Here is a 24,796-nt window from a genome sequence, read left to right as displayed (position 1 = left end):
CAACACGAACAGCCATGGCTGAGCAGAACACCCCCGGCTCCACCACCGCCGGCTCGATCGAGGTCGGCACCGCCGTCGCCGGCGCGCAGCTCGCCGGCCCGGGCACCGGGCGCGACAGCGTCCGGCAGCCGATCGACGCCCGGGTCGCCGTCAAGCCGTCCTTCGACGTCAACGACTTCCCGGCGCCGACCGGCCGCGAGGAGGACTGGCGGTTCACCCCGCTGCACCGCCTCGGCGGCCTGCACGACGGCAAGGCGCTGGAAGCCGCCAAGGGCACCGACAAGATCGAGCTGGGCCTGCCGGAGGGCGTCACCTCCGAGCTGGTCGGCCGGGACGACGCCCGGGTCGGCAAGGCCGGCACCCCGGTGGACCGGGTCGCCGCGCAGGCGTTCAGCGCCTTCGAGCAGGCCCTGGTGGTGACCGTCCCCAAGGAGACGGCGCTCACCGAGCCGGTCCGGATCGACGTCCACGGCGAGGGCGGCACCGCCTTCGCGCACGTGGTGGTCGAGGTCAAGCCGTTCGCCGAGGCCGTCGTGGTGCTGAACCACACCGGCACCGGCGTCCGGGCCGCCAACGTCGACCTGCTGGTCGGCGACGGCGCCAAGCTGACCTTCGTCTCGGTCCAGGACTGGGACCGGGACGCCGTGCACGTCGCCCAGCAGAACGCGCTGGTCGGCCGGGACGCCTCCTTCAAGTCGGTCGTCGTCACCTTCGGCGGCGACGTGGTCCGCCTGCACCCGCGGGTCAACTACGCCGCCCCCGGCGGCGAGGCCGAGCTGTTCGGCCTGTACTTCGCGGACGCCGGGCAGCACCTGGAGCACCGCCTGGTGATCGACCACGACACCCCGCACTGCCGCTCCAACGTCGCCTACAAGGGCGCGCTGCAGGGCCAGGACGCGCACGCGGTGTGGATCGGCGACGTGCTGATCCGGGCCGCCGCGCTCGGCACCGACACCTACGAGCTCAACCGCAACCTGGTGCTCACCGACGGTGCCCGGGTCGACTCGGTCCCGAACCTGGAGATCGAGACCGGCGAGATCGTCGGCGCCGGCCACGCCTCGGCGACCGGCCGCTTCGACGACGAGCAGCTGTTCTACCTGCAGTCCCGCGGCATCCCGGCCGACGAGGCCCGCCGCCTGGTGGTCCGCGGCTTCTTCGCCGAGCTGGTCCAGCAGATCGGCGTCGCCGAGGTCCAGGACCGGCTGCTGGAGAAGATCGAGGCGGAGCTGGAAGGGACGGTGGCATGAGCTACGTCCGGGCCTGCGCGCTGAGCGTCCTCCAGGAGGACGTGCCCAAGAAGGTGGAGCTGAACGGCGTCCCGGTGGCGGTCGTCCGCACCGACGAGGGCGTGTTCGCGATCAACGACACCTGCTCGCACGCCAACGTCTCGCTCTCCGAGGGCGAGGTCGAGGACTGCATGATCGAGTGCTGGCTGCACGGCTCCAGCTTCGACCTGCGCACCGGAAAGCCGTCCGGGCTGCCCGCGACCCGGCCGGTCGCCGTCTACCCCGTAAAGATCGAAGGGGACGATGTGCTCGTCTCCGTCAACCAGGAGAACTGAGTACCCATGGCAACGCTTGAAATCCGCGACCTGCACGTCTCCGTCGACGCGGAGGGCGGCCCGCGGGAGATCCTCAAGGGCGTCGACCTGACGGTCAAGCAGGGCGAGACCCACGCGATCATGGGTCCGAACGGCTCCGGCAAGTCCACCCTGGCCTACTCGCTGGCCGGCCACCCGAAGTACACCGTCACCGGCGGCCAGGTGCTGCTGGACGGCGAGGACGTGCTGGAGATGTCCGTCGACGAGCGGGCCCGGGCCGGCGTCTTCCTGGCCATGCAGTACCCGGTCGAGGTGCCCGGCGTCTCGGTCTCCAACTTCCTGCGCACCGCCGCCACCGCCGTCCGCGGCGAGGCCCCCAAGCTCCGGCTGTGGGTCAAGGAGGTCAAGGAGGCGATGGCCGCCCTCTCGATGGACCCGGCGTTCGCCGAGCGCAACGTCAACGAGGGCTTCTCCGGCGGCGAGAAGAAGCGCCACGAGATCCTCCAGCTGGAGCTGCTCAAGCCGAAGATCGCGATCCTCGACGAGACCGACTCCGGCCTGGACGTCGACGCGCTGCGGATCGTCTCCGAGGGCATCAACCGGGTCCGCTCGACCGGCGAGGTCGGCACCCTGCTGGTCACCCACTACACCCGCATCCTCCGCTACGTGAAGCCCGACCACGTGCACGTCTTCGCGGGCGGCAAGATCGTCGAGTCCGGCGGCGCCGAGCTCGCCGACAAGCTGGAGGAAGAGGGCTACGAGAGCTACGTGAAGGGCGGCGCTTCCGAGTGACCTCGACCCCGCTGACCGGAAGGCTCGCCGCCGCACAGGAGTTCGGCGACGCCGTCCGCAAGGACTTCCCGATCCTGTCCCGGCAGCTGCACGACGGGAAGCCGCTGGTCTACCTGGACAACGCGGCGACCTCGCAGAAGCCGCGCCAGGTGCTGGAGGCGCTGAACGCCTACTACGAGCAGCACAACGCCAACGTCCACCGCGGCGTGCACGTGCTGGCCGAGGAGGCCACCGCGCTGTACGAGGGTGCCCGGGACAAGGTCGCGGCCTTCGTCAACGCGCCCAGCCGGAACGAGGTGATCTTCACCAAGAACGCCTCCGAGTCGCTCAACCTCGTGGCCAACATGCTGGGTTGGGCCGAGGAGCCGTACAAGGTCGACGCCGACTCGGAGATCGTGATCACCGAGATGGAGCACCACTCCAACATCGTGCCGTGGCAGCTGCTCGCGCAGCGCACCGGCGCGAAGCTGAAGTGGTTCGGCCTGACCGAGGACGGCCGGCTCGACCTGTCGAACATCGACGAGCTGATCACCGAGAAGACGAAGATCGTCTCCGTCACGCTGGTGTCCAACCTGCTCGGCACCGTCAACCCGGTGGACACCATCGTCCGCAAGGCGCAGTCGGTGGGCGCGCTGGTCTGCGTCGACGCCTCGCAGGCCGCCCCGCACGCCGTCCTCGACGTGCAGGCGCTGGAGGCCGACTTCGTCGCCTTCACCGGCCACAAGATGCTGGCGCCGACCGGCATCGGCGTGCTCTGGGGCCGCCAGGAGCTGCTGGAGGACCTCCCGCCGTTCCTCGGCGGCGGCGAGATGATCGAGACCGTCACCATGGGCTCGTCCACCTACGCCCCGGCCCCGCACAAGTTCGAGGCCGGCACCCCGCCGATCGCCCAGGCCGTCGGCCTCGGCGCGGCCGTCGACTACCTGACGGCGATCGGCATGGACCGGGTCGCGGAGCACGAGCACACCATCACCGCGTACGCGATCGAGCGCCTGCTGGAGGTCCCCGACCTGCGGATCATCGGCCCGCGCACGGCCGTCGACCGCGGTGCGGCGATCTCCTTCACGCTCGGCGACATCCACCCGCACGACGTCGGCCAGGTCCTCGACGAGCAGGGCATCGCCGTCCGGGTCGGCCACCACTGCGCACGGCCGGTCTGCCTGCGGTACGGAATTCCGGCGACCACCAGGGCGTCGTTCTACCTGTACTCCACGCCCGGCGAGGTGGACGCGCTGATCGACGGCCTCCACCACGTCCGCAACTTCTTCGGCTGAGGTGGCTGCCCCATGAAGCTCGACTCGATGTACCAGGAGATCATCCTGGACCACTACCGCAACCCCCACGGCAAGGGGCTGCGGGACGGCGACGCCGAGGTCCACCACGTCAACCCGACCTGCGGCGACGAGATCACCCTGCGGGTGCGGCTCGACGGCGCGGTCGTCGCGGACGTCTCCTACGAGTCGCAGGGCTGCTCGATCAGCCAGGCCTCCGCCTCCGTGCTCAACGACCTGGTGGTCGGCAAGCCGGTCGGCGAGGCCCAGCAGATCCAGGAGGCCTTCCTGGAACTGATGCAGAGCAAGGGCCAGTCCGAGGGCGACGAGGACCTGCTGGAGGACGCCGTCGCGTTCGCCGGGGTCTCCAAGTACCCGGCCCGGGTCAAGTGCGCCCTGCTCAGCTGGATGGCCTGGAAGGACGCCACCGCCAAGGCGCTCGGCGGCCAGCCCCCTCTCACCGACTGACGCCCGTAAGGACACTGGACACATGAGCGAGAACGAGACGGCCGAGGCCGTCAAGGCTCCGGCCGAGGAGGCCGCCGAGGCCGCCGCCGCAGAGGCTCCCGCCCCCGAGGCCGCCGACAGCCCGGGTGCCTTCACCAGCGTCGGGACGGTCTCCACCGAGGACCTCATGGAGGCCCTGATGGACGTCGTCGACCCCGAACTGGGCATCGACGTCGTCAACCTCGGCCTGATCTACGGCCTGCACGTCGACGAGGACGACACCGCCACCGTCGACATGACGCTGACCTCGGCGGCCTGCCCCCTCACCGACGTGATCGAGGACCAGGCCCGGACCGCCACCGACGGCCTGGTCAAGGACCTCCGGATCAACTGGGTCTGGATGCCGCCGTGGGGCCCCGACAAGATCACCGACGAGGGCCGCGACCAGCTCCGCGCGCTCGGCTTCAACGTCTGACCCGGCAGCGGTCGGAGCAGGGGCGGGAACCTCCGGGTTCCCGCCCCTTCTTCCGTGCACGTCCGACTACACTGGGTGACCATGAGGGTCGGGGCGGGTGACGGGCGGCCGGACTGGGCCGCGATGGCCGAACGGCACGAGCGCGAGCGGCGGCGGCGCGGGCGGCGGCTGCGGATCGCCGGGGCGGCGGCGCTCCTCCTGGTCGGCGGCGGCGCGGCCCTGCTCGGCGGCCGCCCGGGCGACGGGGCGGACGGCGACCCGGCGGTGGCGGCCGCCCCGACCGGGGCCCCGACGGCCACCGGCTCCGCGAGCCCGCCGGGCCCGGCCACGCCGGAGGCGCCGCCCGCCCCGGAGGCCACCGCGCCGGCCCCGAGTACGGCTTCGAGTACGGCCCCGGCCGGGAAGCGGCCCAGGACCGGCCCGACCGCCCCGGCGCGCCGTCCGGCCCCGACCGCCGGCCCGCGCACCGGCAGCACGGCGACGAGCACGGACCCCGGCAGGGCGCTGGAGATCGCCGACTCCGCGCTCGGCCTCTTCCTGGGAGGGCCGGGGGCCCGCTGAGGCCCCGGCCCGACGGCGCGCCTGCCCGCCGCCCCGCCGTGGAGCGGGGGTGTTCCCGGGGCGCCCGTGGTCAGCGCCCGCGGCACTGCCCCGGTGGCCCCGCCGGCCCGTCCGGGGTCAGGACCGGCGGCGCAGGACGGTCGCGGCCAGGGCGAGGGCGGCGGTGGCGGCGGTGAGGGCGAAGGCGGTGACGGCCGGGAGGAGGCCGTAGCTGCGGGTGAGGGCGCCGACGGCGATGATCGGGGCGGAGGAGCCCAGGTAGACGATGATCCAGAGGGCGGAGAGCTCGCTGCCGCGGCGGGCCGGGTCGAGGGCGGCGACGGCGGCGGTGAACAGGGAGCGGAAGGCGATGCCCTGGGAGACGCCGGCCAGCACGCTGCCGATGAACAGCAGGGCCGGGGTGCCGGTGGCGGCGGCGGCCGTCAGCAGGCCGAGGCCCGCGGCCAGGCCGACCAGGCCCGCCGCGACCACGATCCGGTCCGAGGTCGGCGGGACCAGCAGCTGCGCCGCGGCCGAGGAGCCCAGCAGCAGGGCCGCCACCGCCGCGCCCGCCATCCGGGAGTCGCTGTGCAGCAGGGTGGCGGAGAACGCCGGGGCGAGCGCCAGGTAGACGCCGAAGACCGCGTACGAGACGAAGCCCGCCGCCGCGGCGAGCAGGAACTCGCGGCGCCCGGTGCGCGGCAGCCGCAGCCGCCGCGGCCGCAGGTGGGCCGGGGTGGTGACGCGCGGCGGCGAGGCCGGCGGCCGGTGCGGGCCGGGCATCCGGGGGTGCACCAGGGCGAGCGGCACGCACAGCGCCAGCAGCGCGACGGCGTGCGGCAGGAACGGCCCGAGCAGCGGCCGCTCCTGGTCGGCCAGCGCGGCGCCGACCAGCGGCCCCAGCGCCACGCCGCCCGCCGAGCAGGCCAGCGTCAGCTTGGCGGCCAGCGAGGGCCGGTCCGGCAGCAGGTCGCCGAGGGCGGCGCCGGCCGCACCGGTGGACAGGCCGACCGCGACGCCCTGCACGGCCCGTCCGGCGGCCAGCTGCCAGAACGACCCGGCGGTGGCGAACACGGTGTCGCCGACGGCGGCCAGCGCCACCGCGGGCAGGATCAGCGCCCGCCGCCCCAGGTGGTCCGACCAGTGGCCGACCGCGGCCAGCACCGGGACCAGGGCGAACACGTAGACGGTGAACAGGACGGTGGTGTCCAGCGGGCTCAGTCCGAGCCGCTGCTGCAGCACCGGGTAGAGCGGGGTGGCGAGGTTCGCGCCGATCAGCAGCAGCAGCAGGGCCGCCGCGACCAGGCCGACGCGGATGCCGCGCAGCGCGTTCCAGCGGCTGATCGCGGCGAGCTGGAGCTGCTTGCGGGGGGCGAGCTCCAGTGGAAGCAGGGCCTCCGACAGTCGGCGGCCGGTGTACCGAGCGGTGCTCGGGCCGGGGCCGGCGGGGGAGAGGTCCGCCATGGCAGGGGTCTCCTGGTGTGGCCGGGCGCCGCCGGACCCGGCCAGGCCAGGAGTGGCGGCATGGCGGAGCGGCCCGGACGTCGCGGGTGTGCGCGTGATACAGGGTTTCGGGGCTTCGTCGCTCCCGGTCCCGGGGGCGCGCGCGGGGATGGTGCGCGGCGCCCCCCGAAGGATACGGCGTCGCGGACACTCGTTCGGCCGCACGTCCCCACTCGTTCGGGCGGACGCAGGCCCAGCTCAGGCACATGGTGGTGGCGGCCGATACGCTGGGTTGACGGGCCGCCACGCATCCGGCCCGCGCCGCCGGGCCCGACGCCCACCCCCGCGAGGACCGCCCGTCGGACCGCGGTGCCCTGCCACGACAACGGAGACCGCGCGCGATGGCCGGACGAAGCCGTTTCACCCCTGACCAGCAGCCGTCCGAGACCGCGGGCCTGCTCCCCGCCGACTACGAGCTGGCCGACCTGTACGGCGCGCAGTCCGGCGAGGAGGACCCCGACGACACGGCCGTGGTCATCCCGCCGATCGTCCTCCCGTCCGACCGCGAGCTGGCCGACGCCGCGCTGGCCGTCCCGCTGATCGCCCAGGTGATCGCGCTGGCCCGGTGGATCGCCCCGCACCGGGCCGTCGACGAGCACGGCGACCTGGCCGAGGAGGACCGGGTGGGCGCGGCCCGGCTGCTCGGCGCCGCGGACCCGGACGAGGACGACGTGGTCGAGGCGATGCGGGCCTGGGCGCTGGCCTGCGACCTCGACCTGGTCGAGACCGGCACCACCGACGACGGCGCGCACGTGGCGATCCCCGGCCCCGACCTGGAGGCCGTCGAGTCCGGCGACCCGGCGGCCGTGCTCGGCCTCTGGTTCGAGGCCGCCGAGCTGGTCCGCGAACTCGCCGCCGAGGCCGAGTCCGTCGACCCCGAGCTGGTCGAGGGCGGCGACAGCGACGACTCCGAGGGCCTGGCCGAGGTCGAGGACGCCCGCGACCAGGCCGCCGAGATCCTCGACGAGGCGCTGCACGTCCTCTACGAGACCACCGCGTTCGCCGAGTCCGGCGCCGAGACCGTGCCGCTGGGCGTGCTCGCCGCGCTGCTGGTCGTCCCCGACGGCGAGGAGCCGGACGAGGAGATGCTCGGCGAGATCACCGACCTGATGGTGGTCCTCGATCCGATGCTCGGCGACCTCGCCGAACTCGGCGTGGTCGAGCACACCCCGATCGACCCCGACCTGTTCGAGGAGGCCGAGGGCGACGGGGCCGCCGACGGCGACGGCCCGCTCAGCGACGAGGACGCGGCCCGCTTCGGCACCGTCCGGCTCACCCCGCTCGGCCAGTACGCGGTGCGCGAGTGGCTGCTCGCCGACGGCTACGACGCCCCGCTGATCGGCGACCTCGCCGACAGCGACGGACCGGCGCTGCTGCGCGCCCTCGCCGAGAACGGCCAGGTGTTCGCCGAGGCCGAGCTGAAGGCGTGGGTCGCCGCCCGCGAACCGCTGGACGCGGCCCGCGAGCTGCTGGCCGGCGGCCGGGGCCGGGACGTGCAGTCCCCGGTGCGCCGCTACTGGTGCGTGGCGGGCCTGGGCGAGCTCGGCGCGGAGGCCGCGCCCGCCGTCGAGGAGGTGGTCGACGACGACGAGCTGGGCGGCCTGGCCCGGGAGTGGCTGCGGGCCCGCGGCGCGGACGTCGCCGCCGCCGAACGCGGGGTCGCGCTCTGGCGGATGATCGACTCGATGGCGGCGGTCCTGCTGATCAGCGCGGGCGAGGGCGGCCGGCTGCAGGCCCTGGTCGCGGACCTGCCGGTCACCGACAACCCGGCCAGCTACTTCGGCGAGGTCTGGCGGGTGCCGCACCCCATGACGGCCGAGATCCTGGAGATCGTCGGCGAGCTCCACCTGGACCGCAAGGTCGCCAAGGAGGCCCGCCGGGCGGCGGTCAAGGCCCGCTCGCTGCGCGCCGGGCGCTGAGCCGCCCGGCCCCGGTCCGCCCCGGTCCGTTCCCGGGGTTTGCGCGACCTGATGGATCGACAGGTTCCCCGGGCCGTAAGGTGGGGCCACCGCCGGGCCCGCCCGGCGGGGAACCGTGGTGGTGAAGTGCCGGGGGTGCGTCGAGGGATGAAGAGGCAGCACACGAACGGGCCGGTCGACGTCGAGGCCGGCTACTCCGCACAGGAGGAGTACAGCCGGCAGGTGCTGGCCGGCGCGGACTTCCCGGTGTTCGGCTGGGTGCGGGACGCGGGCGGGGCGCTGGCCGAGTACCAGGTCGGGAACGGCGTCCTGGAGGCGGTGGAGATCCGCTCCGGCGACTGGAGCGCGGAGCACGGCCCGTACGTCACGGTGCGCACGCACCGCGCGGGCGCGGAGCTGGGCGGCCCGCTGCCGGACCTGGAGGACGTGGTCGAGGACGAGCGCGACCGGGTCTACGACCACCTCGGCGTCGACGAGGGCGAAGTCCCGGTCCGGGTAAGGGCGTTGCGCGAGTGGATCACCGTGGACGGGGAGCCGCGCGCGGTGCAGGTGCACGAGGACTCGCGGACCGCGGCCGGCCACGGCACGGTCTGGGCCGGCCGGCTGCGGGTGGACGGCGCGACCGTGACGGTGACCGGCCGCGGCGTCGAGCCGGGCGCGGTGGAGCTGCGCCGCATCCTGGACTTCGAGCACTACCTGCTCGGCCGGACCGCGCAGCTGCGGCAGCTCGCCGAGCGGCGGGCCGCCCGGCCGGGCCCCGCGCCGGAGCCCGCCGTCCTGGGGCTGGAGGCGCACCGCGCCCTGGTGGAGCAGGGCATCGCGCGGGCGGTGGCGCGGGAGGCCCGGCTGCGGGCGGGCCGCTCGCCCCGGCTGCCGCGGCGGCTGCGCGGCGAGGAGCGGCGGGAGCACTGGGAGACGGCGGTGCGGCAGCAGATGCGGCTGGCCTCGGAGACCCGGGAGGAGGCGGACGGGGCGGTCGCCTCGATGGTCAACCACCTGAGCCGGCTGGCGCACCACGCCGACTGGCTGAGCGGGACGGCGGAGGGCGCGGCCGCCGTCGAGGAGGTCGTCCGGTTCACGGCGTTCGCCAGCGAGGTACCGAGCCTGCCCGCGCAGCGGGCCTGGGAGCGGCTGTGGGCGGGCGGGACGCCGGAGCTCCCGTCGGGCACCGAGGAGGCCTGGCTGACGGCCTGGGAGCTGTGGCGGGTCGAGCGTACCCAGCACCTGCCGCGTCGGTAAAGCCCTGGTCATGGGTGTGTTTATGGTCGGTAAATCGGCACGCGGAGGACGTGTCCGATTCACGCCCGGTTCATCCGGGGCCCGGACTCTGACGGACACCGAAGCACACCCCCTCCTCCAGGAGTGACCGTCATGTCGCTGTCCCGCCGGGACTTCGTGAACCGTTCCACCATGCTCGGGGCAGGCGTGCTGATCGCCGGCAGCGCCGAGGTGCTGGCCACCGCGCCCGGCGCGATCGCCGCCCCCGCGGGCGGCGAGGCCCCCGTCGACGCCGCCCTCGCCAAGGGCGGGCACACCGCGGTCGGCTACGGCGGGCTGGTGTCCGACCCGGCGGGCGTCCTGGCGCTGCCCAAGGGCTTCTCGTACGAGATCATCACGCACTCCGGGAAGACCACGCTGGTCACCGGCGAGACCACGCCCAGCAACCACGACGGCACCGCCGCGTTCGAGGGCCGCCACGGCGCGACCCTGCTGGTCAACAACCACGAGCTGGCCGGTCCGCGGTCCAAGTGGCCGCACCCGGTGCCGCTGCTGGACGGCTTCGTCTACGACCCGGCCGCGGCCGGCGGCTGCACCGTCGTCGAGGTCTCCGGCCGCGGCCACGGCCGCGACGACGAGCACGGCAAGGGCCACGGGCACGGCGGGCGCCAGGTCCGCGAGTGGGTCGGCATCGCCGGCACCGCCACCAACTGCGCCGGCGGCGCCACCCCGTGGAACACCTGGCTGACCTGCGAGGAGACCGAGGACAAGGCCGGCACCAACGGCTTCACCAAGGACCACGGCTACGTCTTCGAGGTCGACCCGCGCGACCAGGACGCCAACCGGAACCCGCAGCCGATCAAGGCCTTCGGCCGGTTCGCGCACGAGGCCGTCGTCATCGACGAGAAGCGCGGCCACGCCTACCTGACCGAGGACGCCTCCAAGCCGAACGGCCTGCTCTACCGCTGGACCCCGCCGGCCGGCTTCCGCCACGGCAAGGGCAAGCTGCGCACGCTGGCCGCCGACGCCGGCGCGTTCGAGGCGCTCAAGGCGTTCGACTCCCAGGGCAAGCTGGTCGACGACCTGTCCCGGGCCACCAAGCCCGGCACCACGTACGGCGCCGACTGGGTCAAGGTGCAGGACCGGGACGCCCGGACCACTTCGATCCGCAAGCAGTTCAAGGACGGCGAGATCACCCGGGCCCGCAAGCTGGAGGGCATGTGGTGGGGTGACAACGGCATCTACTTCGTCTCCTCGTTCGCCCGCGAGGAGTCGCCGCTGCCGCACGACGGCCAGGTCTGGTTCTACAACCCGGTCCGCCGCACGCTGACCCTGAAGGTCATCCTCGGCGTCAACAACGACATCTGGGCCGACAAGGGCAACTTCGACGGCCCGGACAACATCACCGTCTCGCCGCACGGCGGCCTGATCATCGCCGAGGACGGCAACGGCCTGCAGCACCTGTTCGGCACCACCACGGACGGCCGCACCTACGCGCTGGCCCGCAACGAGCTCAACCTCGGCACCGCGGAGGCGCCGGAGTTCAGCGAGTTCACCGGCGTGACCTTCTCGCACGACGGGCGGACGCTGTTCGCGAACATCCAGGAGCCCGGCATCATGCTCGCGATCACCGGGCCGTGGCACCGCATGTGACGCGCCGTCGAGACCCGCCCGGGCCCCGCGCCCCCCGCACAGGGGCGCGGGGCCCGGGTGCGTTCAGGACTCGGCGAGCCGCAACTGCAGCATGGCGAGCAGGCGCTGCCGGGGCTGGGCCAGGTCGAGGCCGGTCAGCTGCTCGGCCCGGCGGACCCGGTACCGCAGCGTGTTGGGGTGGATGTGCAGGGCGTCGGCGGCGGCCCGGACCTCGCCGAGGGCGTCCAGGTAGGCGAGGACGGACTCGGCGAGGCGGGTGTGGTGCCGGGCGTCGTAGGCGGTCAGGGCGGTCAGGCGGGGGTCGCGCAGGGCGGGGCGGTCCTGCAGCAGGGCCAGCACCTCGGAGACCAGCACCTCGGCCTGGACGTCCTGGAGGGCGGCGACGTCCGGGACGACCCCGCCGCGGCCCATCGCGTCGAGGATCCGGTCGGCCTGGGCCCGGGACTCGGGGACCGCGGCCAGGCCCGGGACGGTGGGGCCGATCGCGGCCCGCAGCGGGATGGAGAGGTGGTCGCGGGCGGCGTCCACCGCCTCCTGGGTCCAGTCCCGCAGGGTGGCGGGCGGCAGGTTCGGCGGCAGGTCGGGCAGCAGCACGTAGACCCGGGAGTCGACCGGGGCGAGCAGCGCGCCGCGGTGCCGGGCGGCGGTGTGCACCGAGATCAGGCCGGTGACCTCCTCGCGGGAGAGCTCGGCGTCCCGGCCGTCGGTGGCGGCGGGCGCGTAGGCCAGCACGGTGGCGGGGCGGCGCAGGTCCAGGCCGAGGTGGGTGGCCAGCGACTGGGGGCCGGTGGAGCCCTCCAGCAGGCCGGTCAGCAGGGTCTGGGTGAGCCGGGCGTCCGCCGACAACTCCCGGCGACGGCGCACCAGTTGGGCGGCCGCGACCCGGGCGGCGCCGACCAGCGCCTGCTCGGCGGTGTCGGTGAGCGGGCGGGAGCCCTCCTGCACCCAGATGGTGCCCAGCGGCTGCGCGCCGGAGCGGATCGCGATGGCCAGCCGGCGGCGGATGCCCAGCTCCGGGTGGGCGGCGATCTCGATCGCGCCCTCGGAGCCGCGCAGGTGCGAGAAGACGCCCCACTCGCGGAGCCTGGCCAGGTACGGCTCGGGGCCCTGGCGGCCGAGGATGGAGAGCCGGCGCAGGTCGTCGACCTCGTCGGTCTCCGAGGTCCGGGAGTACGCCAGCACCCGGCTGGAGGTGTCCTCGATCGAGACGATGCCGCCGGTGAGGACGGCCACCGTCTGGGCGAGCGAGAACAGGTCGCCGCTGGCGGACTCGCCCGGCTCGGCGCCGTCCGACCCGGTGAGCAGGGTGCGGGCGAGCGAGTCGAGGTGCTCCCAGCGGGTCTCCCGGCGCACCGAGAGCAGCGCCACCCCGGCCTCGGTGGCGGCCTCGCGCAGCGCGTCGGCCTGGCCGGGCCCGTCGAGCTTGACGGCGACGGCGGCGGCCCGGGCCCGGCCGGCGGCGCGCAGCGCGGGCAGCGCGGCCCGGCCGCGGGCGCCGATGGCGAGGACCAGCTCGCCCGGCGCGGCGGTCGGCGGGTCCTCCGGGTCGAGGATCGCGACGTCCCGGACCGGGACGTCGAGACCGGCCGGGGCGGCCTGGAGCTCCACCAGGGGTTCGCCGAGCGACATCAGCAGCTGGCGCAGGGGCAGGCCGGTCATCGAGGGGTCCTTCGTCGGGTCGGACAGGAACCGGGGGCCGAGTTTAGACCGACCGGCACATGGAGGGTGGGAGAAGGAGCGGGGGGAGGGCCGAGTCCGGGCGGTGCCGACGAGGGAGCCGTGGCGGAGCCACGGCGACCGAGGAGAAGCCGTCCGGGCGACAGCCATCGGCCCGCGACGCCGCCCTCCATGTGCCGGTCGGTCCTGGTGAACCGGACAGCGGAAGGGCGGCCGTGACCGGGGCGTGACGGCCTTCGTCCGGCCGGACAACGGCGTGCGGGGGAATTTGGCGTCCCGGCCAACAGAAGCGGCCCGGGACGGGGAATAGCGTTCTCCGTGGCCGGCGTGCGACCCCGCCGCTGCCCCATGACGAGAAGGAGAGCGTGCGCCATGGATGCTGTGACCCAGGTCCCCGTGCCGGTGAACGAGCCGGTCCACAGCTACGCCCCCGGCAGCCCCGAGCGGGTCCGCCTGGAGGCCAAGCTGAAGGAACTGGGCGGCCAGGGGCCGATCCAGCTCACCATGACGATCGACGGGCAGCAGCGCCTCGGCGGCGGCTCCGAGATCCACGTCGTGCAGCCGCACAACCACGCGGCCCGGCTCGGCACGCTGCGCAACGCCACCCAGGACGACGCCCGCGAGGCCGTCGACACCGCGCTGGCCGCCGCCCCGGCCTGGCAGGCGCTCTCCTTCGACTCCCGCGCCGCGATCTTCCTGCGCGCCGCGGACCTGCTGGCCGGCCCGTGGCGGGAGACCCTCGCCGCGGCCACCATGCTGGGCCAGTCCAAGACCGCCCAGCAGGCCGAGATCGACACCCCCTGCGAGCTGGTCGACTTCCTGCGCTTCAACGTGCACTTCGCCCGGCAGATCCTGGCCGAGCAGCCGATCTCCTCGGACGGCGTGTGGAACCGCACCGACCACCGTCCGCTGGAGGGCTTCGTCTACGCGATCACCCCGTTCAACTTCACCGCGATCGCCGGCAACCTGCCGACCGCGCCCGCGCTGATGGGCAACGTGGTGATCTGGAAGCCGTCGCCCACCCAGCAGTTCGCCGCGCACTACCTGATGCGCCTGCTGGAGGCCGCGGGCCTGCCCAAGGGCGTCATCAACATGGTGACCGGCGACGGCCTGGCCGTCTCCGAGGTCGCGCTGAAGCACCCCGCGCTGGCCGGCATCCACTTCACCGGCTCCACCCCGACCTTCCAGCACCTGTGGCGCACGGTCGGCGAGAACATCGCCGGCTACCGCACCTACCCGCGGATCGTCGGCGAGACCGGCGGCAAGGACTTCCTGGTCGCCCACCCGTCCGCCGACAAGGCCGTGCTGAAGACCGCGATGACCCGCGGCGCCTTCGAGTACCAGGGCCAGAAGTGCTCGGCGCTGTCCCGCGCCTACGTCCCGGCCTCGCTCTGGGCCGAGATCAAGGACGACTTCCGCGACGAGGTCGAGTGGCTGACCATGGGCGACGTCACCGACCTCGCCAACTTCATGGGCGCCGTCATCGACGAGCGCTCCTTCGCCAAGAACAAGGCCGCGATCGACCGCGCCGCCGCCGACCCGAAGGTCGAGATCCTGGCCGGCGGCACCTACGACGACTCGGTCGGCTACTTCGTCCGCCCGACCGTGCTGGTCTGCGAGGACCCGGCGGCCGAGTACTTCCGCGACGAGTACTTCGGCCCGATCCTCGCCGTGCACGTGTACGAGGACGAGAAGTACGAGGAGACGCTGGCCCAGATGGAGTCGGTCTCCTCCTACGGCCTGACCGGCTCGATCATCGCCCAGGACCGCACCGCGGTCGAGCACGCGATGCGGGTGCTGCGGAACGCGGCCGGCAACTTCTACATCAACGACAAGCCGACCGGCGCCGTCGTCGGCCAGCAGCCCTTCGGCGGCGGCCGGGCCTCCGGCACCAACGACAAGGCCGGCGCCAAGCAGAACCTGACCCGCTGGACCTCCACCCGGTCCATCAAGGAGACGTTCGTCCCGCCGACGGACTACCGCTACCCGCACATGGGCTGACCGAGCCCGCCCGACGGCCGGCCACCACCCCCGGCCGGCCGTCCCCCTTCTCCGCCGGTTGGTCCGCCAGCCGATCCGTCCTCGCCGGGAGTCCACGATGCTCCGTTCCGCCCTCCTCGCCGCCTCGCGCTCCCCGCAGGTGCGCACCATGGTCGAGAAGTTCCCGCCCACCCACGCGATCGTCGAGCGCTTCGTCGCCGGCGAGCGGCTCGACCAGGGCATCGCCGCGACCGAGACCCTGGTCGCCAGCGGTCGCAAGGTCACCCTCGACCACCTCGGCGAGGACACCAAGGACGCCGAGCAGGCGGCCGGCACCGCGCTCGCCTACGAGCACCTGCTGACCGCGCTCGGCGAGACCGGCCTGGCCGCGAACGCCGAGGTGTCGGTCAAGCTCTCCGCCGTCGGCCAGTTCCTGCCGGTGGACGGCGAGAAGATCGCGCTGGAGAACGCCCGGCGGATCTGCGAGGCCGCGGCCGCGGTCGGCACCACGGTGACCCTCGACATGGAGGACCACACCACCACCGACTCCACCTTGGCCATCGCCCGCGAACTGCGCGCCGACTTCCCGTGGCTGGGCGTCGTCCTGCAGGCGTACCTGCGGCGCACCGAGGCCGACTGCCGCGACCTGGCCCACGAGGGCTCCCGGGTGCGGATCTGCAAGGGCGCCTACAAGGAGCCCGAGACGGTGGCCTTCCAGGGCAAGCGCGAGGTCGACCTCGCCTACGTCCGCGCGCTCAAGGTCCTGATGGCCGGCGAGGGCTACCCCATGGTGGCCTCGCACGACCCCAACATGATCAAGATCGCCGGGCAGCTCGCCGAGTGGAACAAGCGCGACGTCACGTCGTTCGAGTACCAGATGCTCTACGGCATCCGCCCCGAGGAGCAGCTCCGCCTCGCCGAGGCCGGCAACACCATGCGGGTCTACCTGCCGTACGGGCAGGAGTGGTACGGCTACTTCATGCGCCGCCTCGCGGAGCGCCCCGCCAACCTGACCTTCTTCCTGCGCGCGATGGCCACCCGCGGCTGACGCACCGTCGACTCCTCGGCGCCGAAGGGCCCGTGACGTCGCGTCACGGGCCCTTCGGCGTGCGGGGGCGTCAGAGCATGGCGGCGGCGGGCTTGACCATGGAGCGGGCCGTCTTGGCGTCCACGTACTCGCCGAGGGCGGTCATCACCCACTCGCCGGAGAACTGGCGGACGAGCTTGCACATGGCGACGCCGGTGCGGGGCTCGGCGTGGGTGAGGTCGAAGCGGACCAGTTCCTCGCCGGTGCCCGCGTCGGTCAGGCGGCAGTAGGCGTTCTTGACGTCGGTGAACTTCTGGCCGGAGAAGGAGTTGACGACGAAGACCAGGCCGCAGACCTCGGGGGGCAGGCCGCCCAGGTGGACGGTGATGGACTCGTCGTCGCCGCCGCCCCGGCCGGTCAGGTTGTCGCCGGAGTGGGCGATCGCGCCGTTGAAGACCTGGAGCTTCATGAACCAGGCCGTCTCCAGCTTGCCGCGCTGGGCGTCGAAGGCGATGACGGAGGCGTCCAGGTCGATGTTGCGGCCGTGCCCGGCGGGCTCCCAGCCCAGGCCCATCCGGACGGCGGACAGGAACGGCTGCCCGGCCTTCTCCAGCGACACCGAGCCGCCCTTGACCAGGTTGACCCGGCCCTTGTCCAGGGTGATCTTGCCGACGGCGGGTGAGCCGGACGGCATCGGCGGCGGCACCGAGCCGCCCTGCGGGGCGGCGGCGGGCATCGGCGGGGCGGGCGGGGCCGCCGGGGGAGCGGGCGGCGCCGGGGGCACGGTGGCCGGGCTCGCGGCGGGCTCCTCGACCGAGACGCCGAAGTCGGTGGCGATGCCGGCCAGCCCGTCCGCGTAGCCCTGGCCGACCGCGCGGACCTTCCACTCCGCCCCGCGCCGGTAGACCTCGACCACCACCAGGGCGGTCTCCCGGGACAGCCGGGGCGGGGTGAAGGTGAACAGTTCGCGGCCGCTGTCGGCGTCCCGCAGGGTCGCCGTCGGCTCGGTGCCCGCGAAGGTGGCCCCCTGGTCGTCGAGTGAGGCGGTCACCACGATCCGGGTGATGTCGGCGGGCACCGCCGCGGTGTCCACCGCGATCGCGTCGGGGGCGCTGCCGGACGCCGGACGGTGCGTCACCCCCGGGCCCTGCGGGGCGTTGAAGAACACGAAGTCGGCGTCCGAACGGACCTTGCCCGCCTGGGTGAGCAGCAGCCCCGAGACGTCCAGCCGCTTGGGCGCGGTGACCTCCACCACCACCCGGGCCGTCCCCAGGGAGGCGTTGCCGCCCTGCACCAGATCCGTCGTCACGTGCTCCTCCTCGTCTCACCGCCGTGCCCGGCCGTGCTCACCCTAGCCAACGGCCCCCGCCCCGCGGGGTACGCCGCGAGCGAATCCGGGCCCGGGCGCTTGCCGGGGCCGGGCGGCCTCGGCGAGCATGCGGTCATGCCAGCACTGCAACGATCCGAAGCCACTGTCCGTGCCCGACTCCTGGAGGTCCGCGGCTACACCGTCGACCTCGACCTGACCCGCGGCCCGGACCGGTTCGGCAGCACCACCCTGATCCGGTTCGGATGCGCCGAACCCGGCGCCGACAGCTTCGTCGACCTCGAACCGGAGACCCTGCGCCGCGCCGTCCTGAACGGGCAGCCGCTGGACGTGTCCGCGCTGGACGGCAACCGGCTCGCCCTCCCCGGCCTGCGGGCCGAGAACGAGCTGCTGGTCGAGGCCGAGATGCGCTACTCGCGCACCGGCGAGGGCCTGCACCGCTACACCGACCCGGCCGACGACGCGGTCTACCTGTACGCCACCTGCGGGCCCGACCTGGCGGCCAAGGTGTTCGCCTGCTTCGACCAGCCCGACCTGAAGGCCCCGATCACGCTCACCGCCACCGCCCCCGAGGACTGGACGCTGGTCTCCAACGGCACCCGGGTCAAGTCCGACGGCGGGCACTGGGAGTTCGCTGCCACCAAGCCGATCTCCACCTACCTGTTCACGGTGGTGGCCGGCCCGCTGCACTCGGTCTTCGCCGAGCACGACGGCATCCCGCTCGGCCTGCACGCCCGCCGCTCGCTGGCCGCCGAACTCGACCGCGAGGCCCCCGAGCTGTTCGAGGTCACCCGGGCCTCGCTGGACCGGCTGCACGAACTCTTCGACGAGCGCTACCCGTTCGGCGACTACCACCAGGCCTTCGTGCCCGAGTTCAACTGGGGCGCGATGGAGAACCCCGGCTGCGTGGTGTTCCGCGACGAGATGCTGTTCCGCTCGGCCGCCACCGAGGCCGAGCGCGAGCGCCGCGCCATGGTGGTCTGCCACGAGATGGCCCACATGTGGTTCGGCGACCTGGTCACCATGCGCTGGTGGGACGACCTGTGGCTGAACGAGTCCTTCGCCGAGATGCTCGGCTACCGGATCGCCGCCGAGTCCACCCGCTTCACCGGCACCTGGACCGGCTTCTCCGTCCAGCGCAAGGGCTGGGGCTACGACGCCGACCAGCGCGGCTCCACCCACCCCGTGGCCGGCAACGGCACCCGCTCGGTCGCCGAGGCGATGGTCAACTTCGACGGCATCTCCTACGCCAAGGGCGCCTCGGTCCTGCGCCAGCTCGTCGCCTGGCTCGGCGACGACGCCTTCTTCGCCGGCCTGAACGCCTACTTCGCCGACCACCTCTACGGCAACGCCGAACTCGCCGACTTCCTCGGCGCGCTGGCGACCAGCAGCGGCCGCGACGTGCACAGCTGGGCCGACGCCTGGCTGCGCACCAGCGGCGTCGACACCCTCCGGGCCGAGGCCGAACGGGACGCCGACGGCACCCTCACCGCGCTCACCGTCGTCAACGAGGGCGAACGGCCGCACCTGGCCCGGATCGGCGGCTACCGGACCGTCGACGGCCGGGCCGTGCCGGTGGCCGCCGCCGAGGTCGAGATCGGCCCCGGGCGGCGGGTCGCCGTCCCCGCACTCGTCGCGGCCGGCGCCCAGTGGGCCGTCCCCAACGACGGCGACCTGGCCTGGGCCAAGATCCGGCTGGACGCGGACTCCTGGCGGGCCGTCACCGAGTCGCTGTCGTCCGTCCAGGACGACGTCACCCGGGCCGTGCTCTGGGAACACGCCCGCGACCTGGTCCGGGACGCCGAACTCGACCCCGCCGGGTACCTCGCCCTGATGGAGCGCCACCTGCCCGCCGAACGCTGCGACGTCATCGTCGAGACGGTGCTCGGCTTCGCCCGGACCCACGTCGTCGGCCGCCACCTCACCGGCGCGGCCCGCACCGCCGGACTCGCCGCCGTCAGCCGCACCGCCCGTGCGCTGCTCGCCGACGGCGGCAGCCAGGGCATCCGGCTGGCCGCGTTCCGCGCCGCCGTCGAGAGCAGCGGCGGGGACGAGCAACTCGCCGAGCTGAACGGCTGGCTGGCCGGCGAGGGCCTGCCCGCCGGACTGTCCCTCGGAGCGGAACTGCGCTGGGCCGGACTGGCCCGGCTGGCCGCGCTCGGCGCGCTCGACGAGGACGCGATCGCCGCCGAACTCGCCCTCGCACCCGGCACCGAGGCCGAGTACGGGGCCGCCCGCTGCCGGGCCGCGCTCCCCGCCGACGAGGCCAAGGCCGCCGCCTGGCACCTGCTGTTCACCCCCGACGCGGTGTCCAACCGGCTGCTGGAGGCCACCGCCCGCGGCTTCTGGGCCTCCGGCGACCCCGCGGGCCGGGCCCGGTACGCGCTGCGCTTCTTCGAGCGGATCGGCGAGGCCGCCGAACGCGGCGACATCATCGCCCAGTTGCTCGGCCAGGCGCTCTACCCGGTCGACCAGGCCACCCCCGAGGTGATCGCCGCCGCCGAGACCGCCCTCGCCGACCCGGCCCTGTCGCCGGCCCTGCGCCGCAACCTCGCCGACTCCACCGACGACCTGCGCCGCACCCGCGCCGTCCGCGCGGCCTTCGGCGGCTGACGCCGGGGGGAACAAGAGCGGGAGGGGCGGGGCACCGGGAGGATCCGGTGCCCCGCCCCTCGGCGTTGCGGGCGGGCCGGTGGCGGGCCGACGGTGGGTCAGAAGGTGCCGCGGGCCGCCATCGCGCGGGAGGTGGGGAGGGCGAAGGCGGAGGCGGTCCAGGACTCCGGGGTGGTGGGGGACGGGGCGGCGATCGCGCCGGTGACGGTGAAGGTGTAGGTGCCCGGGGGGAGCGGGAGGTCGGGCGGGGTGGTGAAGCGGTAGACCAGGGTGTCGCGGTCCAGGGCGATGGTGGCGACCGCGCCCGGGAGGTCGGTGGCCGGGACGGTGCCGGGCAGGGCGTCGGGGCGGTTGAGCCGGAACTCGACCTGGAGCGCCGTCATCGTCTCGTCCAGCCGCAGCCGCAGGTTGTGCCGGGTGCCGGCCCGGCCGAGGGCGTCCACCCAGGTCAGGCCGGACATGGTGAGCGCCGGGGCGGTGGGCGTGCCGGGGCGCGGCGAGCCGGACGGGGCGGGGGAGGAGGGCGAGGCGCTCGGGGCGAGCGGCGTGCCGGTCGGGCTCGGGGCGGGCCCGGTCGGGGCGGTCGTCGGCGGGGTGTCCGCGGCCGGCGACGGGCGGGTGTCCGCGACCCGGACCGGCGGCGCCGGGGCGGTGGCCGCGGCGGGCCGGGCCGCGGTGCGGGTGGCGACCGGGGTCGGCGCGGTCTCGTGCGCGGCCTCGTCGGTGAGCGCGTCCGCGGTGGCGCGGGCCGAACCGGCGTCGGGCACGCTGCCGCCGCCGGTCGGGGCCGGGTCGGGGCTGGGCACCGGCGGGCCGCCGACGGTGACGCCCGGGCGGCGGCCGATCTGCTGCTGCTCGTTCAGCAGCCAGGTGGTGGCCAGGCTGATGCCGACCACCGTGGACATCGCCATCGCCGCGCCGGAGAACCGGATGGTGGGCAGCCGCAGACGCCCGCCGAAGGGACCGGGGCGGCCGTGCCGTCCCGACCGGCCGGTGGACCGGGAGTGCTCGCGGAGCGCCACCGGGCTCCCCTTCCTGGACAGGTCCGCACGCGACACCGCGCCCCGTGCGCGGCCCTGACGGGCCCGGACGTACGGGGCGGGGAGGGACGAGCCTACCAGCGGTCTGACGCACCGCCAGATGCCGGACCGGCCGGTGTGGCCGAATCGGAACCCGGCGGCCCCGCCCCGCCGCCCGTGCAACCCCCTGCAACCGTTGCGGGCGGCCGGGCGCCGGAGCAGGCTGGGCCCGGTACCCAGCCGCCTCGGAGAGACCGTCATGCCGCGCGACCCGCTGTCCGCCCCTTCCGACCAGCCGATCGCCGCCACCCCCACGGGCGACGGTCGGGACGGAGCCACCACCGCGCCCCCGTCGGTGGTGGAGGAAGTACTGGACCTGCGGATCGCCCTGGACCGGGACCTGGTCGGTGAGGTGCGCACCCGTTTCCGCTACGACGCCGCGGCGCCGTACGAGGTGCGCCTCACCTTCCACCTGGGACGACCCGACGAGGCGGACTGGGTCTTCTCCCGCGACCTGCTGCGCGACGGCCTGCTGTCGCTCAGCGGGCACGGGGACATCAAGCTCTGGCCCGCCTCCTGCCCGTGCCACGGCGCGACCGTGCACCTGGCGCTGGACTCCCCGCACGGCAGCGCCCTGCTGGAGGCCCCCCGGCCGCAGGTCGCCGCCTGGCTGGCCCGCACCTACACCGTGGTGCCCGACGGGTGGGACGGCGAACTGCTCCCCAGCGACGAGGAGTTGGCCGCGCTGCTGGCCGACGGCTGAGCGCCCCCGGCCAGCCCCGGCAGCCGGAGCAGGCCGCGCGCCAGGTCCGCCCGCAGCGCCCGCACCGCCGGGGAGACCGAGCCCGGCAGCAGGTCGTGCGGCTCGTCCGGGCCCAGCACCACCACCTCGGCGGCCGCCGACAGCCGGTACGGCCTGGCCTCCAGCAGCGCCCCCAAGTGTCTTCGCAGCCGCGACAGTTCGGCCCGGACGGTGACCGTGCGGGCCGGGTCGGCGAACAGCGCCTCGGCGAGCCGGGCCGCGCTCAGGCCGTCCCGGTGCAGGGCCAGCAGCAGGAGCAGCTCGGTGTGCCGGGGACTCGGCGTCAGCGACCAGGAGCCCGCGCTGCCGGCCACCCGCAGCTCCGGGCGGTCCGGGCGGCGCAGGTCCAGTTCCAGCAGCGCGGCCCCCGGGCGTTCGGGCGGCTCGGCGGAGCGCGCCCCCGCCGGGCGGATCAGCCAGCCGTCGGCCAGCGGCTCCACCGTGCACTCGCCGAGCGTCGGCACCCACTGCGGGCCGCCGCTGCCCCAGCCCTCCGGCGCGGCCAGCCGGGGCGGTCCCGGCATGCCGACGGCCGCCGCCGTCCAGCCCGCGCCGTCCACCACCAGGGCCGGGCCGCCGAACCGGGCCAGCAGCGGCACCGCGACGGTGCGCAGCCGGTGCAGGGCCTCCAGGTGGCCGGCCCGCAGCTCGGTCTCGGCGAGCCGGGCCGCGGTCAGCGTGAGCTGCCGCAGGTGCGGGTGGATGCCGGCGGCGGGGCCGCTCAGGTTCACCACGCCGGCCAGCCGGCCGGTGCGCGGGTCGCGGATCGGGACGCCGACGCAGGTCCAGCTGTGGTGGCTGCGCAGGTAGTGCTCGGCGGAGTGCACCACGGTCGGGCGGGCGGTGCGGGCGGCCAGGCCGATGCCGTTGGTGCCGACCTCGTCCTCGGACCAGAGCGCGCCCTGCTCGAAGCCGATCGCGTCGACCTCGCGCTTGAGCCGGCGCTCGCCGTCCATCCACAGCACCCGGCCCTTGGGGTCGGCGACGGCCAGGATCACCGGGGTCGGGTCGCCCGGCAGGAACAGGGTCGAGCGGAGCACCGGCAGCACCTGCTCCAGGCCGCTGGTGCGGCGCAGCTCGACGAGTTCGCCGGGCGGCAGCCGGTGCACCTCGCGGGAGCGCTCCGGGTCCAGCCCGAGCCGGCGCAGGCGCGCCCAGGAGTCCTCGATCTCCGGCCGCACCCCGCCGCCGGCCCCGGCCCCGGCCCGCTCCCCGGTCCGCTCACCGGTCCGCTCACCGGCCATCGCCCGCTCGTACGCCCGGGCCGCCGCGTGGCGCCCCGGCGGCCGGACGGACGGCGCCCCGCCGCCCGCGCTCCGCTGCATGTGCGTCCCCCCGTCTCGCCGCTCGGCTGCCAGGGTAAGGCCGCCCGGAGCGCCGGTGCAGAGTGATCTGTTCCCCCGCCGGAGCCGGTCGAACACCCGGACGACGGGAGGTGGACGCGCGGGGCACGGAGCGGGTGGGGAGAAAAGCGGACGACCCGGGGCGGGTGGGGTGACGGGGGGTCAGCCGCGGTCGGTGGGCAGGTCGGACCGGGCCGTCTCGACGGACTCGTGGAGGTCGTGGCCCGCTTCGGCGGCGGCGCCGGCGGTGGTGGTGAGGCAGGCGGCCAGGGCGAGGGCGGCGAGGGCGCGCAGGGCGCGGTGGCGCGGCGGCGGGGCCGGGGCGAGCAGGGCGCGGACCCGGCGGGGGACCGGGCCGGTGGTGGCGCCCGGGGCGAGCCGCGGGCGGGGGGCGGGCGGGTTCCGGGCGGCGGCCAGGGCGGCCCGGCCGATCGCCCGGGCGGTCAGCGCCCGGTCGCCGACCTCGGCGGCCGCACACTCGTCGGCCCAGCGCTCCACGTGGTAGCCGAGCGGCCCGCGCAGCGGCCGCAGCGCCGGGTGGCAGGCGGCCGCGTACTCGGCGGCGGCCAGCAGCAGGTGGTGACGGCCCGCCAGGTGGGCGCGCTCGTGGGCGAGCAGCGCGGCCCGTTCGGGGCCGCTGAGCGCGGCCAGCATGCCGGTGGTGGCGACCACCCGGGGCGGTCGGCCGGGCAGCGCGTACGCGTCGGCGCGCTCGTCGGCCAGCACGGTGAGCGCGGGCTCCGGCCCGGACCGGCGCAGCAGCGCGGCGAGTCCCGACGGGGCGTCGCCGGTGGCGGCGCGGGCCCGCCGCAGGTCGGCGCGCTGGCGGTGGGCGGTCCGGGCGGCGAGCGCGGCGATCACCAGCAGGGCGAGGCCGGCCGCGCCCGCGGTGGGCGCCCACTCGACCTCGGCGAGCGCGGTGGGGTGCCAGTGCGCGGGGGAGAGGTGGGCGAGCGCGGCGGCGTACGGCAGGTGCAGCAGCCCGGTGACGGCGAGCAGGCCGAGCGAGGCGAGCGCGGCCGCGCCGAGGGCGACGGCGGTGGCCGCCAGGGTGAGCGCGGCGGCGCGCGGGGCGAGCTGTTCGGCGAGCCGCCGGGCCAGCGGCGCCGCCAGCAGCGGCAGCAGCAGCGGCGCCCAGACGGCGAGGGTCACGGCCGCTCCCGGTGCGGCCCCGGTCCGGCGGTCGGTCCGGCGGGGGCGTCGGCGGACGGTTCGCCGAGCAGGTCGCGGAGCAGCCGCTCGTCCTCGTCGGAGAGGTCGGAGACGAAGCGGGCGAGCACGGTGGAGCGGTCGCGGCCGCGGTCGAGTTCGGTGCGCATCCGGCGGGCGGCGAGGCCGTCGACGTCCTGGACGGTCGGGGTGTAGGCGAAGGCGCGGCCGGTCTTGTCGCGGCTCAGCGTCCCTTTCTCGTGCAGCCTGGCCAGGATGGTGGCGACGGTGGTGCGGGCCAGGTCGGCGGTGATCGCCTCCTGCACCTGCTGCGGGGTGAGCGGGGTGCCGGCCGACCACAGGGCGGTCAGCACCTGGGCCTCCAGTTCCCCGGCGGGTCGACGGGCGGGCGTGTCCGTCATGTCGCGCGAACCTCCGACGTTCGTCTAGAGTCCACCTTGCGTCTACATCGCTGTAGACGTCGGGGTGCTTCCCCTGCGG

Annotated in this window: 21 protein-coding genes; 14 read left to right on the top strand and 7 right to left on the bottom strand. The window is 75.0% G+C overall.

Going from position 1 to position 24,796, the window contains the following annotated elements; all coding sequences use genetic code 11:
- The first annotated feature begins 14 nt into the window (after window positions 1-14).
- The 7 genes from sufD (at window position 15) to ACIQBJ_RS28530 (ending at window position 5,086) form a co-directional block, all read left to right on the top strand.
- Window positions 15-1,247: a Fe-S cluster assembly protein SufD gene (gene sufD / locus ACIQBJ_RS28560; RefSeq protein ID WP_400716140.1), complete on the top strand. Its 1,233-nt coding sequence runs from the start codon at window positions 15-17 to the stop codon at window positions 1,245-1,247.
- Complete coding sequence (locus ACIQBJ_RS28555; RefSeq protein ID WP_111552928.1) at window positions 1,244-1,561, top strand: non-heme iron oxygenase ferredoxin subunit; 318 nt, start codon at window positions 1,244-1,246, stop codon at window positions 1,559-1,561. The genes sufD and ACIQBJ_RS28555 overlap by 4 nt, the downstream gene beginning before the upstream one ends.
- Window positions 1,562-1,567: 6 nt before the next feature.
- Window positions 1,568-2,332, top strand: a complete 765-nt coding sequence (gene sufC / locus ACIQBJ_RS28550) for a Fe-S cluster assembly ATPase SufC (RefSeq protein WP_400716138.1) — start codon at window positions 1,568-1,570, stop codon at window positions 2,330-2,332.
- 11 nt (window positions 2,333-2,343) lie between these two features.
- Window positions 2,344-3,606: a cysteine desulfurase gene (locus ACIQBJ_RS28545; RefSeq protein WP_400716334.1), complete on the top strand. Its 1,263-nt coding sequence runs from the start codon at window positions 2,344-2,346 to the stop codon at window positions 3,604-3,606.
- Window positions 3,607-3,618: 12 nt separating this feature from the next.
- Window positions 3,619-4,071, top strand: coding sequence for a Fe-S cluster assembly sulfur transfer protein SufU (sufU, locus tag ACIQBJ_RS28540; RefSeq protein WP_285735340.1), 453 nt, complete (start codon window positions 3,619-3,621; stop codon window positions 4,069-4,071).
- 166 nt (window positions 4,072-4,237) lie between these two features.
- A complete protein-coding gene (locus ACIQBJ_RS28535; protein WP_400716332.1) occupies window positions 4,238-4,525 on the top strand; it encodes a metal-sulfur cluster assembly factor in 288 nt (95 codons plus the stop codon).
- An 81-nt stretch (window positions 4,526-4,606) separates the two neighbouring features.
- Window positions 4,607-5,086, top strand: coding sequence for a hypothetical protein (locus ACIQBJ_RS28530; protein WP_400716135.1), 480 nt, complete (start codon window positions 4,607-4,609; stop codon window positions 5,084-5,086).
- A 117-nt stretch (window positions 5,087-5,203) separates the two neighbouring features.
- Here the strand turns inward: ACIQBJ_RS28530 and ACIQBJ_RS28525 are convergent, their stop codons facing one another.
- Window positions 5,204-6,529 carry an MFS transporter gene (locus tag ACIQBJ_RS28525; RefSeq protein WP_400716133.1) on the bottom strand — a complete coding sequence of 442 codons (1,326 nt, stop codon included), beginning with the start codon at window positions 6,527-6,529 and terminating at the stop codon, window positions 5,204-5,206.
- 380 nt (window positions 6,530-6,909) lie between these two features.
- Between ACIQBJ_RS28525 and ACIQBJ_RS28520 the strand changes: the two genes are divergently transcribed.
- The 3 genes from ACIQBJ_RS28520 to ACIQBJ_RS28510 all read left to right on the top strand — a co-directional run bounded on the left by ACIQBJ_RS28520 (window position 6,910) and on the right by ACIQBJ_RS28510 (window position 11,358).
- Window positions 6,910-8,487, top strand: a complete 1,578-nt coding sequence (locus ACIQBJ_RS28520) for a hypothetical protein (RefSeq protein ID WP_400716131.1) — start codon at window positions 6,910-6,912, stop codon at window positions 8,485-8,487.
- A gap of 147 nt (window positions 8,488-8,634) precedes the next feature.
- Window positions 8,635-9,726, top strand: a complete 1,092-nt coding sequence (locus ACIQBJ_RS28515; RefSeq protein WP_400716129.1) for a hypothetical protein — start codon at window positions 8,635-8,637, stop codon at window positions 9,724-9,726.
- Window positions 9,727-9,858: 132 nt separating this feature from the next.
- A complete protein-coding gene (locus tag ACIQBJ_RS28510) occupies window positions 9,859-11,358 on the top strand; it encodes an alkaline phosphatase PhoX (protein WP_400716127.1) in 1,500 nt (499 codons plus the stop codon).
- A gap of 63 nt (window positions 11,359-11,421) precedes the next feature.
- Here ACIQBJ_RS28510 and ACIQBJ_RS28505 read toward each other — a convergent pair whose 3' ends face one another.
- Window positions 11,422-13,017 carry a PucR family transcriptional regulator gene (locus tag ACIQBJ_RS28505; RefSeq protein WP_400716125.1) on the bottom strand — a complete coding sequence of 532 codons (1,596 nt, stop codon included), beginning with the start codon at window positions 13,015-13,017 and terminating at the stop codon, window positions 11,422-11,424.
- A 390-nt stretch (window positions 13,018-13,407) separates the two neighbouring features.
- On the opposite strand from ACIQBJ_RS28505, the gene pruA reads away from it, so the two are divergent.
- Both pruA and ACIQBJ_RS28495 read left to right on the top strand, forming a co-directional pair.
- Entirely contained in the window at window positions 13,408-15,036 is a 1,629-nt protein-coding gene (gene pruA / locus ACIQBJ_RS28500) for an L-glutamate gamma-semialdehyde dehydrogenase (protein WP_400716124.1), read from the top strand.
- 97 nt (window positions 15,037-15,133) lie between these two features.
- Window positions 15,134-16,063, top strand: coding sequence for a proline dehydrogenase family protein (locus ACIQBJ_RS28495; RefSeq protein WP_400716122.1), 930 nt, complete (start codon window positions 15,134-15,136; stop codon window positions 16,061-16,063).
- A gap of 70 nt (window positions 16,064-16,133) precedes the next feature.
- On the opposite strand, the gene ACIQBJ_RS28490 is transcribed toward ACIQBJ_RS28495, so the two are convergent.
- On the bottom strand, window positions 16,134-17,339 hold the full coding sequence (locus ACIQBJ_RS28490; protein ID WP_400716330.1) for a TerD family protein: 1,206 nt from the start codon (window positions 17,337-17,339) through the stop codon (window positions 16,134-16,136).
- A gap of 147 nt (window positions 17,340-17,486) precedes the next feature.
- Here ACIQBJ_RS28490 and pepN point away from each other — a divergent pair, with 147 nt between their 5' ends.
- Window positions 17,487-19,982, top strand: coding sequence for an aminopeptidase N (pepN, locus tag ACIQBJ_RS28485; RefSeq protein WP_400716120.1), 2,496 nt, complete (start codon window positions 17,487-17,489; stop codon window positions 19,980-19,982).
- 98 nt (window positions 19,983-20,080) lie between these two features.
- Here the strand turns inward: pepN and ACIQBJ_RS28480 are convergent, their stop codons facing one another.
- Window positions 20,081-21,004: a hypothetical protein gene (locus ACIQBJ_RS28480; protein ID WP_400716118.1), complete on the bottom strand. Its 924-nt coding sequence runs from the start codon at window positions 21,002-21,004 to the stop codon at window positions 20,081-20,083.
- 256 nt (window positions 21,005-21,260) lie between these two features.
- Here ACIQBJ_RS28480 and ACIQBJ_RS28475 point away from each other — a divergent pair, with 256 nt between their 5' ends.
- Window positions 21,261-21,764: an SsgA family sporulation/cell division regulator gene (locus tag ACIQBJ_RS28475; RefSeq protein ID WP_400716116.1), complete on the top strand. Its 504-nt coding sequence runs from the start codon at window positions 21,261-21,263 to the stop codon at window positions 21,762-21,764.
- Here the strand turns inward: ACIQBJ_RS28475 and ACIQBJ_RS28470 are convergent.
- From ACIQBJ_RS28470 to ACIQBJ_RS28460, 3 genes are all read right to left on the bottom strand, one after another.
- A complete protein-coding gene (locus ACIQBJ_RS28470) occupies window positions 21,683-23,128 on the bottom strand; it encodes a GAF domain-containing protein (protein WP_400716114.1) in 1,446 nt (481 codons plus the stop codon). The genes ACIQBJ_RS28475 and ACIQBJ_RS28470 overlap by 82 nt on opposite strands.
- A 180-nt stretch (window positions 23,129-23,308) precedes the next feature.
- Window positions 23,309-24,298: a M56 family metallopeptidase gene (locus ACIQBJ_RS28465; RefSeq protein WP_400716112.1), complete on the bottom strand. Its 990-nt coding sequence runs from the start codon at window positions 24,296-24,298 to the stop codon at window positions 23,309-23,311.
- Window positions 24,295-24,717 carry a BlaI/MecI/CopY family transcriptional regulator gene (locus tag ACIQBJ_RS28460; protein ID WP_400716110.1) on the bottom strand — a complete coding sequence of 141 codons (423 nt, stop codon included), beginning with the start codon at window positions 24,715-24,717 and terminating at the stop codon, window positions 24,295-24,297. Before ACIQBJ_RS28460 ends, ACIQBJ_RS28465 begins: the two co-directional genes overlap by 4 nt.
- Window positions 24,718-24,796 lie beyond the last annotated feature (79 nt).

Origin of the sequence: Kitasatospora sp. NPDC088391, assembly GCF_044753345.1 — a bacterium.
Classification (GTDB): Bacteria; Actinomycetota; Actinomycetes; order Streptomycetales; family Streptomycetaceae; genus Kitasatospora.
This window is presented reverse-complemented; position numbering and strand designations above follow the sequence as displayed.